This is a genomic window from Pseudomonas sp. GD03875 (assembly GCF_029840585.1).
In the GTDB taxonomy this organism is placed as follows: Bacteria; Pseudomonadota; Gammaproteobacteria; order Pseudomonadales; family Pseudomonadaceae; genus Aquipseudomonas; species Aquipseudomonas paralcaligenes.
The window spans coordinates 41932-60652 of the sequence record NZ_JAOCCV010000021.1; the positions used below are offsets into that span (position 1 = coordinate 41932).

Consider the following 18721-nt stretch of genomic DNA (forward strand, 5'->3'; position numbering starts at 1 on the left):
CCCAACCGGCCATGCCTCCCGAACATCCGCTCATCCCATACCCCGAGCACTGGACAAAAAACCGGGGCATATAGCAACCCGTATCAGGAGTTTCTTCATGTCCCGAAAACATACTGCCGGCTTCACGTTGATCGAGCTGATGATCACGCTCGTCATATTGGCGATCTTCATATCAATCGCCATACCGTCCTTCAGCCGCTTGATCGAAAACAACCGCGTCACAGCTACCACCAATGAATTTCATGCGCTGCTGCTCTCCGCTCGCAGCGACGCGGTGACCAAGCGCACCAGCATCACCGTAACCCAGGGCAGCGACGCCTGGAGCAGTGGCGACCGCAGCGTGGAAATCCCCGCCAGCGTCACCGTCACCCCCAGCGTGACCAGCATCGTCTTCAATCCGAACGGCACGGCCACGGTGTCCAGCACCGTATTCAAGAACAGCGACGACAGTCTGTCCTTCACCGTCGCGACCCAGGCAGCCGGATTCATCAGAAAGACTCAGGACTGAGCATGAACAGAGCGCATGACTCTCGCGGCTTCAGCATGATCGAAGTCCTCGTCACCATCCTGCTGATCTGCATCGGCGTGCTGGGCCTAGTCGCCCTGCAAGGGCGCACCATCGCCTATACCCAGGACTCGGCCCAGCGCAACGTCGCCGCCATGCTGGCCGACGACCTTCAGGAAATGATGCGCGCCGACCTCGACAAGGTCATCGCCGACGGCCTGCCGCGCGCGTCGTCCGACTACTACAAGGCCGCCGACGAGGACTTCCCCGACCCTGCGGACGACTGCACCTCCCTCGCCGACGCCAGCGCCTCGCAGCGGCTCGGCTGCTGGGCGGAAAGGGTCAAGGCCAGCCTGCCGACGAATCAGGGCGAGGAAGACCTGATGAACAGCGTATTCCACATCTGCCGGACCAAAACCTCCGGCGACTGCGATGACGAAGGCTCCACCATCGAAATCCAGCTCGCCTGGGCCGTCAAGGCCGGAGAATGCCTCGATGGCAGCGACGATAGCAGCGCCAACGAATACTGCACCTACTCGGTGCGCGTGGAGTTTTGACCATGTTCCCCACATCCTTCCGAAACCAGCGCGGCCTGTCCATGGTCGAGCTGATGGTGGCCCTGGCCGTCAGCAGCTTCCTGATTCTGGGCGTCACCCAAATATTCATCGACAACAAGCGCAACTACCTCTACCAGCAAGGCCAGGGCGAGAACCTGGAAAATGGCCGCTTCGCCCTGATGCTGCTCGGTGAACGCCTGTCCAAGGCAGGCTACCGGCGCAACCCCGTCTTCGATATGGAAACGGCCTTCCCCGCCCAAAGCGGTAGTAGTGCGACAGAAAACTGCGACTTTGCTGCCGGCCAGGCCGTGGTGCGCGTGGATGACGCCACCCTGTGCCTGCGCTACCAACCCAAGAATGACAGCGAAACCGACTGCCTGGGCAACACCTTCAGCGGCGGCAGCGACCTCGAAGCCCCCTACGACGTCAACGGCCGCCCGGACTTCGACACCAACGAAATCATGATCGAGAAATTCACCCTGGAAGAGGGCACGCTCAAATGCAACGGCCAGGAACTGGTCGGCAACATCGACGGCCTGTACTTCGACTATGGCGTCAACGATGACGCCTATACGCTGAAAGTCGACTCCTATACCGCCACGCCCGATGCGAGCGAAACCATTCGAGCCCTGCGCTACTCCGTGCTGCTGATCGCCACGCCGAACAACCTAACCCAGGGCATCGACAGCAAGGTCTGCACTAACCCGGACAATGAGGATGAGGTCGGCGACTGGGAAAACCTCACCGGCCAGTCGCTCACGTGCGAGGCCGGCAAGCTCTATCAAATGGCGAGCGGCAGCTCTACCCTGAGGAACCTGATGCCATGACCCTCCCCCAACGCCACCAACAACGCGGCGCCGTACTGGTCATCGCCCTGGTCATGCTGCTGATCATCACCCTGCTGGGTATCGGCAGCATGCGCGAGGTCGTGCTGGAAGGCCGCATCACCGGCAACCTGATCGAACAGAAGCGACTGCGCAACGCAGCGGAGTCGGCCTTGCGCGAGGCGGAAAGACGCATCTCCCTGGCTGGCGACATCGACCACTGCGACTACAGCGACAGCCCATGCTATATCGCGGATGCCCTTGACTACAGCTACGACTTCTCGGACTCGAACGTCGTCGATTACAGCGGTCTCGATGGCGAAACCACGCTGGAGCGCGAGGCACGCTGGTACATCCGCTACGTCACATTCGCACAAAGCTCGTTCGGCGGCGGTACCAATGACGACGGCAGCGGCTGCGGCGCCCTCTGCAGCGTCGAGGCGGCGCCATCGGGCAGCCAGTTCTTCTACGAAGTCAACGCCCAGGCCTACAAGGATGGCGACGCGGGAGACACCTGCACCGCCGCCACCCTCTGCCTGACTTCGACCACCTTGCTCATCAAGAAATGAGCCGCCAGGAGACTCCCATGATCCAGCGGATAGCATCCTTCACCTTCGGCTCCCTGCTCGGCATGTCCATCAGCCTGCCCGTGGTCTGGGCCGACAGCGGCTCCCTCACGCAAACCCCGCTGTTCGTCAGCGAGTCCGTCCCACCGCTGAACATGCTGGTCATGGGCCGCGACCACAGCCTGTATGCCCCCGCCTACGACAACACCTCCGACCTCGATGGCGACGGGGTCATCGACGTTGGCTATAAAGGCCATCTGTCTGTTGAGGACGGCGGCCTAGATTATTTCGGCTACTTCGACTCGAATAAGTGCTACGAGTACAGCAGCAATGTGTTCGTCCCTCAGAGTGAAACTGCGGACAAAACCTGTGCTGGCGACCTGTGGAGCGGCGACTACCTCAACTACCTGACCACTTCCCGCATGGACGCCCTGCGCAAGGTGCTTTACGGAGGCTACCGCTCGACCGAAACGGCGGCCTCCGGCAACAGTGCATCGAGAACCATTCTGGAGCGTGCCTATATACGCCGGGACGCCCATACTTGGGGTTCCGAGTATGTGAATACCGCCACCGATGGTTACAACATCAAGGATTACACCCCTTTCACCAGCGGGACTCGCCTTCTGTTCGCCAGCACCAGCCTAACCACCGACGGAGCGCCCACGCTTCGCGTCGCGCGGGCGCAAACAGGGGCACTTAGAATCTGGGACTGGGTGGCTGCCGAAGTCACACAGGCCCGAAACATCGATAATGTTCAGGACTACACCGTCCGGGTCGAGGTGTGCAAGGAAGGGCTGCTGGAAGACAACTGCAAGCGCTACGACGGCAAGAACTACAGGCCGACCGGACTGCTGCATGACTTCGGTGAAAGCGACACCATGTACTTCGGCCTGCTGACCGGCTCCTACACCAACAACCTCCAGGGTGGCGTACTGCGCAAGGCGCTCAGCTCGTTCCAGGACGAGGTCAGCTCCACTACCGGGCAGTTCGTCTCTGCGACCAATGGCATCGTCAAGACCCTGAACACCCTGAAGATCGACGACCCCAACAGCACCGGCAGTTATAACAACTGCGACACCGGCAACACGTTAGCCAATGGCAAATGCCGCAACTGGGGCAACCCCCTTGGCGAGATGATGTTCGAAACGCTGCGCTACCTGAGTGGCGCAAGCGCTCCGACCGCCAGTTACTCCTACGCCAGCAACAACGATGTCAATCTCGCCCTGCCCAAGGTCAGCAACTGGAGCAACCCTTACGCAGACGATGGCCTGGGGAAACGTTGCTCCCGCCCGTTCATGACCGTCATCAGCGACGTCAACCCGAACTACGACTCCAGCCTGCCGGGCAATGCTTTCAATGAAACTGCACCGGCAACGACCACGGCGCTCTCGAGCCTGAATGTTTCAACCCGGGGCCAAACCATCTGGGATGCGGAGATCGGTGGCACCAAAAACATCAATATCGGCCAGGTCGGCACGGCTGCCAGCGATTACGCCCCCACGGCCAAGTCGGCCTCCAGCTTTGGCAATATCCGGGGCTTGCCGGACGAACCGACCAAGGGCGGCACCTACTATTCCGCCAGCGTCGCTTATTACGCCAATACCAACCCGATTACCAGCAAGGGCGATCAGCGGGTCAAAACTTACGCAGTGGCCCTGTCCTCCCCGCTCCCGGAAATACGCATGCCGGTAGGCGACAGTAGCATCACTCTGGTGCCATTCGGCAAGGTAGTGACCGGCAACCCTAACGTTACCATGCAGATCACCGGCTTCTTCGTCGATTACATGAACAACATGCCGGGTCAGGATCAGGCACTAGCCATCAACGGCGGGCGACCGCAGGCTCGCTTCCGCGTGGTATTCGACGATGCCGCCCAGGGCGCCGACTATGATGTGGACGTCACGGTGCAATATGACGTGAAAGTCACCGCCGACAACAGGGTGGAGGTCGTTCTGACCCGAACCTACGCCAATGCTGGCTACCAGTCGCACATCGGCTACACCATTGCAGGCGCAGGTAATGATGACGGCATCTACCTCGAAGTATCGGGGGGTGACAGTAACAACTACACGAAATACAGCCTCGACACTCAGCCCGGCCAGAAGCCAGGGGCCTGTAACCCAACGACCAAGTCGACATGCAACGGCACGCTGGTAAAAGCGAACAATATAGCAACCCAGGCACGCACATTTTCCCCCGGAGCAGGTTCGACAACCAACTTGGAAAACCCGCTCTGGTACGCAGCCAAGTGGGGTGGCTTTGGAGGCTTCAACAACGCATCCGACAGTGAACCAGAGGATGGCAAGTGGGACTCCGAAACCGCAGGCACCCCGGACAACTACTTCCTGGTAACCAACGCCTCGACACTCAGGGAGCAGTTGACCAAAGCCTTCAACGCCATCACGCAAGGTAGCAGCAGCGTCACCTCGCCCAAGGTCAGCATGGAAGGCAACAACACCGGCGACAGCACCTTCGCCTACACCACCAGCTTCGATGTGGACCCCTGGAGCGGCACACTGAAGAAGACCAACAAAAACAACCCGGCGGCGGAAGATCAAGGATGGAGCATCACCGACCCTGCCCGCGCAGGTGGCCGTAACATCCTCTTCGCCAGCGATGACGGGCTGGCGTCGTTCACCTGGGACAACCTGAACGAGGACCAGCAGGCACTGCTTAACACCGCCCCGGACGGTACGACCGATACCCTCGGAGAATCACGCGTGGATACGATTCGCGGCAGCAGCCTCGGCGATATCGTCAATTCCTCCCCGCTGCTGGTCAATGGCGCGCTGTTCGCCATCGGCAGAGCCAACCAGATGGAAGAGAGCAGCAACTACCTTGAGTTCAAGAACGGGCAGGACGAGCACTCCACCATCTACGTCGGTGCCAATGACGGCATGCTGCATGCCTTCGACGCCGCAGACGGCAGCGAGCGCTTCGCCTTCATCCCCAGCGCGGTGATCAAGAACCTGCCGACCCTCACCGCTCCCGACTACGGCGAGGAAGGCGGTACCCCGCACCAGTACTTCGTCGACGGCTCGCCCGTAGCGCGCGACGTGTACTTCGGCGGTGCATGGCACAAGGTGCTGATCGGCAGTCTCGGCGCCGGTGGTCGCGCCGTGTTCGCCCTGGACGTTACCAACCCCGATGAGCCCGAACTGCTCTGGGAGTTCAGCCACGAGAATGACGAGGACATGGGCTACAGCGTGCCAACGCCAGGCATCGTCCGCCTGCACAACGGCAAATGGGCGGCCCTCGTGCCCAACGGCTACGACAGCGGCAGCAGCAACGCCGTACTCTTCCTCCTCGACATCGCGGATGGCTCGCTCATCAAGAAGGTGACCGCCACCCCGGAGCTGGAAGAAGACGAAACCATGGACAGCCTGGCCAATGGCCTGTCGCGCGTGATGGCCTATGACGTCAACAACGACGGCATCGTCGATTACGCCTACGCCGGCGACCTGCTCGGAAACCTGTGGCGCTTCGACCTGATCAAGACCGGCGTGGAGAACCCGTTCACCACCACCGCCACTGCCAATGACTTCAAGGTCTCCTTCGGTGGACAGCCGCTCTACGTGGCCCGAGATGCGGATGATGTGCGCCAGCCGATCACCGCAGCCCCTCTGCTGACCCGACACCAGACCGGCCTGGGCCATATCGTGACCTTCGGTACCGGGCGGTTTCTGACCATCCACGACAAGGCCAATACCAACCAGCAGACCGTGTACGGTATCTGGGATCGCAAGACCGCAGGGCAGACCTCCATCAGCTCGTTGAGCGGGGACAAAGGCCGCACCAACTTGGTCGAACAGGAGCTGACCGCACAGACCATCGATAACAAGCAGGTATACAGCCTCAGCCAGAACCCCATCGAGTGGTACGACGGCGATGGCCTGGCCGATGGCAACGTCGACAGCTGGGGCTGGTTCATCGACCTCCCCGCCAGTGGCGAGCGCCTGATCTACAACATGCAAATGCTGGGCAATACTCAGCTCCTGACCACTATCACCCCGAGTGACGACGCCTGCGAAGCCGGCATGACCGGCACCGCCTACGGCATCAAACCGACCACCGGCGGCGCCACCAACTACGCGACCTTCGACCTCGATCGCGATGGCACATACGATGCCGGCATCTCCGGCTTCACCTACGATGGCGGCGACTTCAGCCTCTTCGACGGCAACATGATCGTGAACAAGGGCGACGGCATTGACGAACACCCCGTGAACTCCGGCCTAACGGAAGGACGCCAGACCTGGCGGCAACTGCCCACAGAGGAATGATCCCAGTGCTCAGCAACCACTATCGCCGCCAGAACGGCTTCACCCTTATCGAGATGATGATTACCGTGATGATCATCGGCATCCTCGCGTCGATCGCCTATCCCAGCTATCAGGAGTTCGTAAAGCGCGGCCACCGCACCGAAGGCCAGGCATTCCTCAACGAGGCTGCCGCCCGCCAGGAACGTTACTTCGCTCAGAACAACGAGTACACCGATGATGTGGACAAACTCAACCTGAAGAATGGCGATACATCGGAGACAGGGAAATATACGCTGTCCATCGACACGAACGATGGCGACGGCGGCTATACCCTCACTGCAGAGCAGCAATTCAGCGATGATGCCTGTGGCGACCTGACGCTGACCGCCACCGGCGTAAAAGATGTTACCGGTAGCAAGGATGCAGCAGACTGCTGGAAATAGCCCCATCGGCAGTCCCGCACCGCGCTTCGCCCGCGAGGCGCGGCTCCTACGGCATGGGGCCGCCCTGTAGGAGCGGCTTCAGCCGCGAATTTCGCGGATATTCCGCTCCTGCAACGAAGGGACGGTGCAACAAAGAGTCTTTCAGTTTCTGCCAAAACTCGCGGACAAGTCCGCTCCCACACCAGCGCTACCCCTGTTTGCTTCGCGCACCATCACGGACGGTGAGGAGACTTCTACGACGGAGGCATGGCCTTTCTCAAAGCGTCTTGACTCGCAGTTCCTTGGGCATCGAGAAGGTAATGTTCTCCGGGCGCCCATCCAGCTCTTCCGCGCCAGTGGCGCCCCAGCCACGCAGTTGCTCGACCACGCCGAGTACCAGCACCTCCGGTGCCGAGGCGCCGGCGGTAATGCCGATGCGCAGCTTGCCGTCGAACCACTCCTGCTGCATATCTTCCGCTCCGTCGATCAGATAGGCCGGGGTGCCCATACGCTCAGCCAGCTCGCGCAGACGATTGGAGTTGGAGCTATTGGGGCTACCGACCACCAGCACCACATCGCACTCTGCCGCCAGTTGTTTCACCGCATCCTGGCGATTCTGGGTGGCATAGCAAATGTCATCCTTGCGCGGGCCGCCGATGCTGGGGAACTTGGCGCGCAAGGCATCTATGACTTTGCTGGTATCGTCCATAGACAGGGTGGTTTGAGTGACGAAAGCCAGCGCCTCGGGGTTGCGCACCTCCAACGCGCTTACGTCTTCTTCGTCCTCCACCAGATAGATGGCACCACCGTTACGATGGTCATACTGCCCCATGGTGCCTTCGACTTCTGGATGCCCTTCATGACCGATCAGAATGCATTCACGACCGTCGCGGCTATAGCGAGCGACCTCCATGTGTACCTTGGTCACCAGCGGACAAGTGGCATCGAACACCTTGAGCCCACGACGCTCGGCCTCGTGGCGAACGGCCTGGGACACACCATGAGCACTGAAGATAACGATGGTGTTGTCCGGCACCTGGTCCAGCTCCTCGACGAACACGGCACCACGGGCACGCAGGTCCTCTACCACGAACTTGTTATGCACGACTTCGTGGCGTACATAGATCGGCGCACCGAATACCTCCAGAGCACGGTTGACGATCTCGATGGCGCGGTCGACACCGGCGCAGAAGCCGCGGGGGTTGGCGAGTTTGATTTGCATGCTGGGAATCTCGGCGCACGAAGAAGGCGATGGGGAGAGTGTACGCCTCTCCCCAGTGAAGCAGATCAGACCGAACGAACCTCAATGATCTCCACATCAAAGCTCAACGTCTTCCCAGCCAGCGGATGATTGAAGTCGATGGTCACCTGCTGCTCGTCGAACGTCTTGACGACCCCCGGCAGCTCGGTATTGGCGGCGTCGTTGAAGATGATCAGCAGTCCTTCGGACAGCTCCATCTCGGCGAACTGGGTGCGCGGCATCACTTGCACGTTCTGCGGGTTGGGCTGGCCGAAAGCGTTTTCCGGCTCGATCTGCAGGCTGCGCTTGTCGCCGGCCTTGAAGCCGTAGAGCGCAGCTTCGAAGCCCGGTAGAAGATTGCCGTCGCCGACCTTGAAGGTGGCTGGCTGCTTGTCGAAGGTGCTGTCGACCACATCGCCGTTGGCCAGCTTGAGGGCGAAGTGCAGAGTGACCTCCTTGTCCGGGCCGATACGCTGTTCAGTCATGGGCGGGTTCTCCGGACTTCTTGCTCTTGAACATGTCCAGCGCCAGCATCACGGCGCCGACGGTGATGCCGCTGTCGGCCAGGTTGAAGGCCGGGAAGCGGTAGCGGTCCTGCCAGTGGACCAGGATGAAGTCGACCACATGACCGAGCACCACCCGGTCGTACAGGTTGCCCAGCGCACCCCCCAGCACCAGCGCCAGGGCGATGGCCAGCCAGGTTTCGTCGCGTTTCAGGCGCTTCATCCACACCACCAGCACAGCGCTGACGCCGAGCGCGATGGCCGCGAAGAACCAGCGTTGCCAGCCGGACTCGCCGGCCAGGAAGCTGAAGGCCGCACCGCGGTTGTAGACGTGGACCCAGTCGAAGTAGCCGTCGATCACCGTGACCCGCTGGCCATACTCCAGTACCTGTAGCACGATCTGCTTGCTGCCCTGGTCGAGCAGGAACACCGCCAGGGTCAACCACAGCCAGGCCAGGCGACCGAAACGCGAGGCATCAGACATGCTTGCGCACCTCACCATCGCCCTCGATGTTGCTCACGCAACGCTCGCACAGCTCCGGGTGGGCGGCATTGCCGCCGACGTCGGCACGGAAGTGCCAGCAGCGACCGCACTTGGCATGGACCGACTTGACGATCTTCAGCTTGAGGCCGGGCACTTCGGTGTCCACCGCATCGGTCGGCGCATCGGCCAGCGGCGCGACGGTGGCGGCGGAAGTGATCAGGGCGAAGCGCAGCTCGTTGTCGAGCTTGGCCAAAGACTGCTGCAGGGATTCGTCGCCGTACAGGGTGACCTCGGCCTGCAGGTTGCCGCCGATGGCCTTGCTATTGCGCAGGCTCTCCAGCTCCTTGTTCACGGCCGTGCGAACAGCGGTGAGCTGCTCCCAGTAGGCGCGATTCAGTTCGAAGCCTTGCGGCAGGCGATCGAGCCCCTCGTACCAGGTGTTCAGCATCACCGACTCGTTGCGCTCGCCCGGCAGGAACGACCAGATCTCGTCTGCGGTGAAGGCCAGGATCGGCGCGATCCAGCGCACCAGCGCCTCGGCGATGTGGTACTGAGCGCTCTGGCAGGAGCGACGCGCCACGCTGTCGGCGGCGGTGGTGTACTGGCGGTCCTTGATCACGTCCAGGTAGAAGCCGCCCAGCTCCTGCACGCAGAAGTTGTGCACCTTGGAGTAGACGTTCCAGAAGCGGTATTCGCCGTAGGCCTCGATGATCTCAGCCTGCAGGCGCGCGGTGGCGTCCACGGCCCAGCGGTCCAGATCGAGCATCTGCGCAGCCGGCAGCAGGTCCTTGGCCGGATCGAAGTCGCCCAGGTTGGCCAGCAGGAAGCGCATGGTGTTGCGGATGCGGCGGTAGGCGTCGGCGCTGCGCTGCAGGATCTGGTCAGAAACCGCCATCTCGCCGGAGTAGTCGGTCGACGCCACCCACAGGCGCAGGATGTCGGCACCCAGGCTGTCGATCACTTTCTGCGGCGCGACAACATTACCCAGGGACTTGGACTGCTTGCGCCCCTGCTCGTCGACGGTAAAGCCGTGGGTCAGCAGTTCCTTGTACGGCGCGTGACCATCGATGGCGCATCCCGTCAGCAGCGAGGAGTGGAACCAGCCGCGGTGCTGGTCGGAGCCTTCCAGGTACAGGTCGGCCGCCGGGCCGGTGACATGCGCCAGTTCGGCATGGGAGCCGCGCAATACGTGCCAGTGGGTGGTGCCCGAGTCGAACCACACGTCGAGGGTGTCGCGGCTCTTGTCGTACTGACCGGCTTCTTCACCGAGCAGTTCGGCAGCGTCGAGCTTGAACCAGGCCTCGATGCCCTCCTTCTCGACACGCTGGGCGACTTCCTCCATCAGCTCCACGGTGCGCGGATGCAGTTCGCCGCTTTCCTTGTGGGTGAAGAACGGAATCGGCACCCCCCAGTTGCGCTGACGCGAGATGCACCAGTCAGGGCGACCGGCGATCATGCTGTGCAAGCGCGCCTGGCCCCAGGCCGGGACGAACTTGGTCTGTTCGATGGCGGCCAGCGAGCGCTCACGCAGGGTAGCGCCCTCGTTTGGCTTGCTGTCCATACCGACGAACCACTGCGCGGTGGCGCGGTAGATCAGCGGGGTCTTGTGACGCCAGCAGTGCATGTAGCTGTGGCTGATCGACTCATGCTTGAGCAGCGCCCCCACTTCCTCAAGCTTAGCGACGATGTTCGGGTTGGCCTTCCAGATGAACTGACCGCCGAAGAATGGCAGCGAGTCGACATACACACCGTTGCTCTGCACCGGGTTGAGGATGTCGTCGTTGCTCATCCCGTAGCGCTTGCAGCTGTAGAAGTCGTCCTCGCCATAGGCCGGCGCGGAGTGGACGATACCAGTACCAGCGCCCAGTTCGACGTAGTCGGCCAGGTACAGCGGCGACAGGCGATCGTAGAACGGATGGCGGAAATTGATCAGCTCCAGTGCGGCGCCCGGGGCAGTGGCAATGACTTCGCCCTGCAGGCCATAACGCTGCAGGCTGCTCTCGACCATTTCCTCGGCCAGCAGCAGCAGGCGATCCCCCACATCCACCAGCGCGTAGGTGAACTCCGGGTGCACGTTCAGCGCCTGGTTGGCCGGAATGGTCCAGGGGGTGGTGGTCCAGATGACGATGGCGGTCGGCTTGTCCAGGCTGGCCAGGCCGAAGGCGGCGGCCAGCTTGTCGGCGTCCTCGATCGGGAAGGCGACGTCGATGGCGTCGGACTTCTTGTCCTGATACTCGACCTCGGCCTCGGCCAGGGCCGAACCGCAATCGAAGCAGAAGTTGACCGGCTTCAGGCCCTTGAACACGAAACCGTTCTTGACGATTTCCGCCAGCGCGCGGATTTCGCCGGCTTCGTTGACGAAGTTCATGGTCAGGTAGGGATTGTCCCACTCGCCCAGCACGCCCAGACGAATGAAGCCGGCCTTCTGCTCCGCCACCTGCTCTGCGGCGTAGGCACGGCAGCGCTCGCGGGTCAGGTCGGCGGGCTGGTTCTTGCCGAAGGTGGTTTCCACCTTGTGTTCGATCGGCAGGCCATGGCAATCCCAGCCCGGCACGTAGGGCGCATCGAAGCCGGCCATGGTCTTGGAGCGGGTGATGATGTCCTTGAGAATCTTGTTCAGCGCATGACCGATGTGAATGCTGCCGTTGGCGTAGGGCGGGCCGTCGTGCAGGACGAACTTCGGCCGGGTCTCGCCGAGCTGGCGCAGCTTCTGGTACAGGCCAATGCTGTCCCAGCGTGCCAAGGTCTCCGGCTCGCGCTGCGGCAGGCCGGCTTTCATCGGGAAGGCGGTATCCGGGAGGTTCAGCGTGGCTTTGTAGTCGGTCATCTCAGGCTCTTCGATCAATCAAGCGGTTGGCCAAGCCAGTAGGCCCGGGCGGCGGCGACATCCGCGTCGATCGCCGTCTTCAGCGCCTCCAGGGAGGCGAAACGCTGCTCATCGCGCAGCTTGTGGTGGAATTCCACCGTCAGGCGCTGGCCATAGAGATCGCCAGCGTATTCCAGCAAATGCACTTCCAGATGCGGGCTGCCATCGCCCGACACGGTCGGCCGCTGGCCGATATTGGCGACACCGGGGAAACGATGCCCCTCGTGCGCCGCAGTGACCAGAAACACTCCGCGCAGCGGCGGTTTGCGCCGTTTCAGCTGCACGTTGGCGGTCGGTGTACCGAGCTGACGGGCCAGCTTCTGGCCGTGCAGCACACGACCAGCCAGGGCGTAGGGGCGGCCCAGCAGGCGCTCGGCCAGCTCCAGTTCGCCGGCCTGCAGGGCCTGGCGCACACGGGTGCTGCTGACCCGCTCGCCATCCAGTTCGACGGTCAGCGCCGCCTCGACACTGAAGCCCTGCTGCTCACCGGCCTGGACCAGGAAGGCGAAGTCACCGGAGCGGCCGGCACCGAAGCGGAAGTCGTCACCGACCTCCAGATGCTTCACGTGCAGCCCATCCACCAGCACCTGGCGCACGAACTCGTCGGCGGACAGCTCGCGCAGACGGCGATTGAAGGCCAGGCACAACACCCGGTCGACGCCCTGGGCAGCCAGCAGCTCGAGTTTCTCGCGCAGACGGGTGAGGCGCGCCGGGGCGGTATCGGGCGCGAAGAACTCACGCGGCTGCGGCTCGAAGATCACCACGCAACTCGGCACGCCCAGCTCGATGGCGCGTTCACGCAGGCGAGCCAGGATGGCCTGGTGACCACGGTGCACGCCATCGAAATTGCCGATGGTGGCAACGCATCCCTGGGTCAGAGGTAGCAGATTGTGGAGGCCGCGGACCAGCTGCATAGCGTGCTTCTTGCTTACAAAGTGGCCGATTATACGCACAGGCGACTATCGGCGACAGGCAGTGTGTCAGCCGCTGGGCAAGTCAATGAATGGTGCGGCGGGCGAAATCCCTCGGGCGAAAACCGAGCAGCAGCAACATGCCGAAATAGGTCACCGCACCGGTTGCCACCAAGGCCCCCAGGCGCAGCAGCCGCATCAGCATGTCGCCCTCCTCCCATGCCGGCATGACATGCATCAGCGCCAGCAGCACCGCCGCCATGACCACCACCGCCAGCACCAGCTTGAGCAGGAACGGCGTCCAGCCCGGCTGCGGCTGGTACATGCGCCGGCTGCGCAACTGCCAGTAGAGCAGCCCCGCGTTAAGGCACGCCGCCAGGCTGATGGCCAGTGCCAGCCCGGCGTGCCGAAGATCCAGGCCGAAGACGAACAGCGCGTTCATCGCCTGGGTCGCCAGCAGGCTGACGATGGCGATGCGCACCGGGGTCTTGATGTTCTGCTGGGCATAGAAGCCCGGCGCCAGGATCTTGATCAGGATCAGCGCCAGCAGGCCGACTGCGTAGGCGACCAGCGCCTGCTGGGTCATGGCCGAGTCGTGGGCAGTGAACTTGCCGTACTGGAATAGCGAGACGACCAGCGGCTCGGCGATGATCGCCAGCGCCAGGGTGCAGGGCAGTACCAACAGGAAGCAGAGGCGCAGCCCCCAGTCGAGCAGCCGCGAATACTCCTCGCGGTCGGCACTGGCGTAGGTCTTGGCCAGCGCCGGCAGCAGGATGGTCCCCAACGCCACGCCGAGCACGCCGGAGGGCAGCTCCATCAGGCGATCCGCGTAATACATCCAAGACACGGAGCCGGCCACTAGGAAGGAGGCGAAGATGGTGTTGATGATCAGCGAGATCTGGCTCACCGACACGCCGAAGATCGCCGGCCCCATCTGCTTGAGCACCCGCCACACGCCCGTGTCGCGCAGGCTCAGGCGCGGCAGCACCAGCATGCCGGTCTTCTTCAGCGCCGGCAGCTGCCAGAGGAACTGCGCCAGGCCGCCGACCAGCACGGCCCAGCCCAGCGCCATGATCGGCGGATCGAAATACGGCGCGAACCAGACCGAGAACACGATCATGCTGACGTTCAGCAGGGTCGGCACGAACGCCGGCACCGAGAAGCGGTTCCAGGTGTTGAGCACCGCACCGACCAGCGACGATAGCGAGATCAGCAATATGTAGGGGAAGGTCACCCGCAGCAGATCGGTGGTCAGCGCGAACCGCTCGGCCTCGTCAGCGAAGCCCGGCGCGGTGATCCAGACGATCCACGGCGCGGCGAGGATGCCGAGCAAGGTCACCAGCGCCAGCACCAGGGTCAGCAGGCCGGCGACGTAGGCCAGGAAGGTGCGGGTCGCCTCCTCGCCCTGCTGGGTCTTGTACTCGGCCAGGATCGGCACGAAGGCCTGGGAGAAGGCACCCTCGGCGAAGATCCGGCGCAGCAGGTTGGGCAGCTTGAAGGCGACGACGAAGGCGTCCGACGCCACACCAGCGCCGAAGGTGCGCGCGATGATTGTGTCGCGGACGAAGCCCAGCACGCGGGAGAGCATGGTCAGGGAGCTGACGGCGGCCAGGGACTTGAGCAGATTCATGGAGTCTCGACGATCCGGAGGGCCGGCGCGGCTGGCCGGCAGATGAAGGCGAGGAGTGTAACCAGCCGCCGCTGGTCAGACCAGCCAATGAAGACACTTCCCCACTTGACAGGCACGCTGCGCATCGGCATGATTCGCGGCCTTATTTGTTGCTATCCCCCTAGTTTTCGAGGAGCTTGACGGTGGCCAATACACCTTCTGCCAAAAAACGCGCCAAACAGGCTGAGAAGCGTCGTAGCCATAACGCCAGCCTGCGCTCCATGGTCCGTACCTACATCAAGAACGTGGTCAAGGCTATCGACGCCAAGGACCTGGAAAAGGCTCAGACCGCCTACACCCTGGCCGTTCCGGTCATCGACCGCATGGCCGACAAGGGCATCATCCACAAGAACAAGGCCGCTCGCCACAAGAGCCGCCTGAACGGCCACATCAAGGTTCTGGCTACCGCCGCCTGATTGGTTCTGTTCTTGAAAAGACCGGCCTCAGGGCCGGTTTTTTATTGCCCGCGATTTTTCTCAAACAAAAGAAAAAGCCGGAGCATCCTCCGGCCTTCTTGATTACTGCGCCGCCCAGGGCAGGATCGGGATGGCCGTCACCGCATTCTGCGGACTACCCTCGATCACCCTGTCGCTATACACCAGATAGACCAGGGTATTGCGCTTCTGGTCGAAGAAACGCACCACCTGCATGGTCTTGAACACCAGCGAGGTACGCTCCTTGAATACTTCCTCGCCATCCTTCAGCTTGCCGACGAAGCGGACGGGACCGACCTGACGACAGGCAATCGACGCCTCGGCACGATCCTCGGCCAATCCCAGACCACCCTTGACCCCACCCGTCTTGGCGCGCGACAGGTAACAGGTCACGCCCTCCACCTTGGGATCGTCGAAGGCCTCGACCACGATTCTGTCGTTCGGCCCCACCCACTTGAACACCGTGGAGACCTCGCCGATCTCCTCCGCCTGCGCCACCAGCGGCAACGCCAGGCATACCGCCAGCAAACCCTTCGCAATACGCATAACACCTCCAAAATCGGCTCACAGGCTCGCGAGCTAGAGCCATGCAAGACAAAAGCAGGCGAGGAAGCGGAGTTTACAAGCCGTAAATGAGCTTTCCGAGCCTGCTTTTAACGCGGCAGGGCCGACGCACAGCAGCCTGTGAGCCGATTTTCAGACCAGAATCAGATTGTCCCGATGCACCAGCTCCGGCTCGTCGACATAGCCCAGCAGCCTCTCGATGGCATCGGAAGGCTGGCCGATGATCTTCTGCGCCTCCAAGGCACTGTAGTTGGCCAGGCCACGGGCAATCTCGCGCCCATCGGGCCCGACGCAGACCACCATCTCGCCACGACGGAAACTGCCCTGCACCTCGCGCACCCCGACCGGCAACAGGCTCTTGCGGTCGGCCGTCAGCGCCTTCACCGCCCCCGCATCCAGCACGAGGGTGCCGCGAGTCTGCAGATGACCCGCCAACCACTGCTTGCGCGCCGCCAGCAGGCCACGCTCGGGCGCCAGCAGGGTCCCCAGGCGCTCGCCCGCCTTGAGGCGATCCAGCACGCGCTCTATGCGCCCGCCGACAATCACCGTGTGCGCCCCGGAACGCGCCGCCAGACGCGCCGCGCGCAGCTTGGTCTGCATGCCTCCGCGCCCCAGCGCACCGCCGGTACCGCCCGCCACCGCATCCAGCGACGGATCGTCGGCGCGCGCCTCGAAAATCAGCTGGGCATCGGGATTGTGTCGCGGGTCGGCATCGAACATGCCGTCACGGTCGGTGAGGATCACCAGCAGGTCGGCCTCCACCAGGTTGGCCACCAGCGCCGCCAGGGTGTCGTTGTCGCCGAAGCGGATCTCGTCGGTGACCACGGTGTCGTTCTCGTTGATCACTGGCACCACGCTCAGGTCGACCAGCGTGCGCAGGGTGCTGCGGGCATTCAGGTAGCGCTTGCGGTCGGACAGGTCATCATGGGTCAGCAGCACCTGGGCGGTGTGCTTGCCATGCTCGGCGAAGCTCGACTCCCAGGCCTGCACCAGCACCATCTGACCGATGGCTGCCGCCGCCTGCAACTCGTGCATCGCGCTCGGGCGAGCGGTCCAGCCGAGGCGGCTCATGCCCGCCGCCACCGCGCCGGAAGACACCAGCACCAGCTCCACCCCCGCCTTGCGCAGGGCCACCATCTGCTCGACCCACACCGCCATGGCGGAGCGATCCAGGCCACGCCCGTCGGCGGTCAGCAGCGCACTTCCTATCTTCACCACCCAGCGCTGCGCGCCGGTCACCTTGTCCCGCATGATGCCCTCTGCATTCAAGCCAATCAGCACAACGCCGCTATTAAAGCGGCGCTGCACGATACCCATTGTCAGTCCCGGACGTAAATGATCTCGGGACCGTCTTCGTCATCCTCGAAGTCATCCCAGTCATCGTCGTCGCCTACATCATCGACGCTCTTCAGCCCCGCCTTACGCAGCGCGCGCTTGTCGTCCAACGCCTGCAGGCAGGCGCGCGCCTCGTCCTCGATGCGGCGATCCAGCTCCGCCAGCTCCTCGGCAAACGCCGGCTCTTCGGCGATGCGCACGGCACGCTCATCCATGTAGCGCATGATCGCCTGGCTCAGCGCCTCGGTACCCTCGCTCTCCAGGGCGGAGATGACGAACACCGGCCCCTTCCAGTCGAGACGCTCGACCACCGCCCGCATGCGCTCCTCGCGCTCATCGTCGAGCAACTGGTCGCACTTGTTCAGCACCAGCCAGCGCTCGCGCTCAGCCAGCGCCGGGCTGAATTTCTCCAGCTCGCTGATGATGACTTCGGCGGCCTCGGCGGGATCACTCTGATCCAGCGGCGCCATGTCCACCAGGTGCAGCAACAGATGGGTACGCGCCAGGTGCTTGAGGAAACGGATACCCAGACCGGCGCCTTCGGAGGCCCCCTCGATCAACCCCGGGATATCGGCGATCACGAAGCTCTTGTAGCGACCGACACTGACCACGCCCAGGTTCGGCACCAGGGTGGTGAAGGGATAGTCGGCCACCTTCGGCTTGGCCGCGGACACGGAACGAATGAAGGTGCTCTTGCCCGCGTTCGGCAAGCCGAGCAGACCGACATCGGCCAGCACCTTCAGCTCCAGCTTGAGGTCGCGCTGCTCACCCGGCTTGCCCGGCGTGGTCTGGCGCGGCGCACGGTTGGTGCTGGACTTGAAGCGGGTGTTGCCCAGACCATGCCAGCCACCCTGCGCCACCATCAGGCGCTGGCCCGGCTTGGTCAGGTCACCGATGATCTCCTGGGTCGCCGCGTCGATCACCGTGGTACCGACCGGCACCGGGAGGATCAGATCCTCGCCCTTGGCACCCGTGCATTCGGTACTGCCGCCCTTCTCGCCATTACGCGCATTGAAGCGACGGGTATAGCGGTAGTCGACCAGGGTATTCAGGTTCGGATCGGCCTCCATGAACACGGAGCCGCCGTCACCGCCGTCGCCGCCGTTGGGGCCACCCTTTTCGATGAACTTCTCTCGACGGAAGCTCATCATGCCGTTGCCGCCGTCACCGGCTTTTACAAATATCGAAACTTCGTCGACGAATTTCATTAGGGTTGCCTCCCACCGCAGCGGCGGGCCAGTGAACTCAGGAATACAGGATACACAGAAACAAAAAAGCCCCGTCGCGAGACAGGGCTTTTTCAGCAAGCGCGACCTCAGGCGGTCACGATGCTCACGTAACGGCGGTTGAACTCGCCCTTCACGTCGAACTTGATCACGCCGTCGACTTTCGCGAACAGGGTGTGATCCTTGCCCATGCCAACGCCGTAGCCAGCGTGGAACTGGGTGCCGCGCTGACGCACGATGATGTTGCCGGCCTTGATGACCTGGCCACCGTACATCTTCACGCCAAGGCGTTTGCTTTCTGAATCGCGGCCGTTACGAGTACTACCGCCAGCTTTTTTGTGTGCCATGAGTCA

17 protein-coding genes are annotated in these 18721 nt (G+C 62.7%); 7 read left to right on the plus strand and 10 right to left on the minus strand.

Annotated features, from left to right (window positions below):
* Window positions 1–97 precede the first annotated feature (97 nt).
* The 6 genes from N5D30_RS17705 to N5D30_RS17730 are packed head-to-tail and all read left to right on the plus strand — an operon-like array spanning window position 98 to window position 7157.
* Entirely contained in the window at window positions 98–508 is a 411-nt protein-coding gene (locus tag N5D30_RS17705) for a GspH/FimT family pseudopilin (protein ID WP_279910013.1), read from the plus strand.
* A gap of 2 nt (window positions 509–510) precedes the next feature.
* Complete coding sequence (gene pilV, locus N5D30_RS17710; protein ID WP_279910014.1) at window positions 511–1062, plus strand: type IV pilus modification protein PilV; 552 nt, start codon at window positions 511–513, stop codon at window positions 1060–1062.
* Between the two features lie 2 nt (window positions 1063–1064).
* Window positions 1065–1889: a prepilin-type N-terminal cleavage/methylation domain-containing protein gene (locus N5D30_RS17715; RefSeq protein ID WP_279910016.1), complete on the plus strand. Its 825-nt coding sequence runs from the start codon at window positions 1065–1067 to the stop codon at window positions 1887–1889.
* Window positions 1886–2455, plus strand: a complete 570-nt coding sequence (locus N5D30_RS26120) for a PilX N-terminal domain-containing pilus assembly protein (protein ID WP_347881194.1) — start codon at window positions 1886–1888, stop codon at window positions 2453–2455. Before N5D30_RS17715 ends, N5D30_RS26120 begins: the two co-directional genes overlap by 4 nt.
* 17 nt (window positions 2456–2472) lie before the next feature.
* Window positions 2473–6735 (plus strand): PilC/PilY family type IV pilus protein, encoded by a 4263-nt coding sequence (locus N5D30_RS17725; RefSeq protein WP_279910017.1) that lies wholly within the window; start codon window positions 2473–2475, stop codon window positions 6733–6735.
* A 5-nt stretch (window positions 6736–6740) separates the two neighbouring features.
* A complete protein-coding gene (locus N5D30_RS17730; protein ID WP_279910018.1) occupies window positions 6741–7157 on the plus strand; it encodes a type IV pilin protein in 417 nt (138 codons plus the stop codon).
* A 256-nt stretch (window positions 7158–7413) separates the two neighbouring features.
* Here N5D30_RS17730 and ispH read toward each other — a convergent pair whose 3' ends face one another.
* The 6 genes from ispH to murJ form a co-directional block, all read right to left on the minus strand.
* Complete coding sequence (gene ispH / locus N5D30_RS17735; protein ID WP_279910019.1) at window positions 7414–8358, minus strand: 4-hydroxy-3-methylbut-2-enyl diphosphate reductase; 945 nt, start codon at window positions 8356–8358, stop codon at window positions 7414–7416.
* Between the two features lie 65 nt (window positions 8359–8423).
* Entirely contained in the window at window positions 8424–8861 is a 438-nt protein-coding gene (gene fkpB / locus N5D30_RS17740; protein WP_279910020.1) for an FKBP-type peptidyl-prolyl cis-trans isomerase, read from the minus strand.
* Window positions 8854–9363: a signal peptidase II gene (gene lspA, locus N5D30_RS17745; RefSeq protein ID WP_220814556.1), complete on the minus strand. Its 510-nt coding sequence runs from the start codon at window positions 9361–9363 to the stop codon at window positions 8854–8856. Before lspA ends, fkpB begins: the two co-directional genes overlap by 8 nt.
* Entirely contained in the window at window positions 9356–12190 is a 2835-nt protein-coding gene (gene ileS / locus N5D30_RS17750; protein WP_279910022.1) for an isoleucine--tRNA ligase, read from the minus strand. The genes lspA and ileS overlap by 8 nt, the downstream gene beginning before the upstream one ends.
* A gap of 14 nt (window positions 12191–12204) precedes the next feature.
* Complete coding sequence (ribF, locus tag N5D30_RS17755; protein ID WP_279910023.1) at window positions 12205–13143, minus strand: bifunctional riboflavin kinase/FAD synthetase; 939 nt, start codon at window positions 13141–13143, stop codon at window positions 12205–12207.
* Between the two features lie 82 nt (window positions 13144–13225).
* On the minus strand, window positions 13226–14770 hold the full coding sequence (murJ, locus tag N5D30_RS17760) for a murein biosynthesis integral membrane protein MurJ (RefSeq protein WP_279910025.1): 1545 nt from the start codon (window positions 14768–14770) through the stop codon (window positions 13226–13228).
* Between the two features lie 182 nt (window positions 14771–14952).
* Here murJ and rpsT point away from each other — a divergent pair, with 182 nt between their 5' ends.
* A complete protein-coding gene (gene rpsT, locus N5D30_RS17765) occupies window positions 14953–15225 on the plus strand; it encodes a 30S ribosomal protein S20 (RefSeq protein ID WP_192318572.1) in 273 nt (90 codons plus the stop codon).
* A 102-nt stretch (window positions 15226–15327) separates the two neighbouring features.
* On the opposite strand, the gene N5D30_RS17770 is transcribed toward rpsT, so the two are convergent.
* The 4 genes from N5D30_RS17770 to rpmA form a co-directional block, all read right to left on the minus strand.
* The gene (locus N5D30_RS17770) at window positions 15328–15789 is read right to left on the minus strand and encodes a CreA family protein (protein ID WP_220814560.1); all 462 of its coding nucleotides are present in this window, start codon (window positions 15787–15789) and stop codon (window positions 15328–15330) included.
* A gap of 150 nt (window positions 15790–15939) precedes the next feature.
* Complete coding sequence (gene proB / locus N5D30_RS17775) at window positions 15940–17058, minus strand: glutamate 5-kinase (protein WP_279910028.1); 1119 nt, start codon at window positions 17056–17058, stop codon at window positions 15940–15942.
* 68 nt (window positions 17059–17126) lie between these two features.
* Window positions 17127–18350 carry an Obg family GTPase CgtA gene (gene cgtA, locus N5D30_RS17780; RefSeq protein WP_279910029.1) on the minus strand — a complete coding sequence of 408 codons (1224 nt, stop codon included), beginning with the start codon at window positions 18348–18350 and terminating at the stop codon, window positions 17127–17129.
* Window positions 18351–18457: 107 nt separating this feature from the next.
* Window positions 18458–18715, minus strand: coding sequence for a 50S ribosomal protein L27 (rpmA, locus tag N5D30_RS17785; RefSeq protein WP_043308927.1), 258 nt, complete (start codon window positions 18713–18715; stop codon window positions 18458–18460).
* Window positions 18716–18721 lie beyond the last annotated feature (6 nt).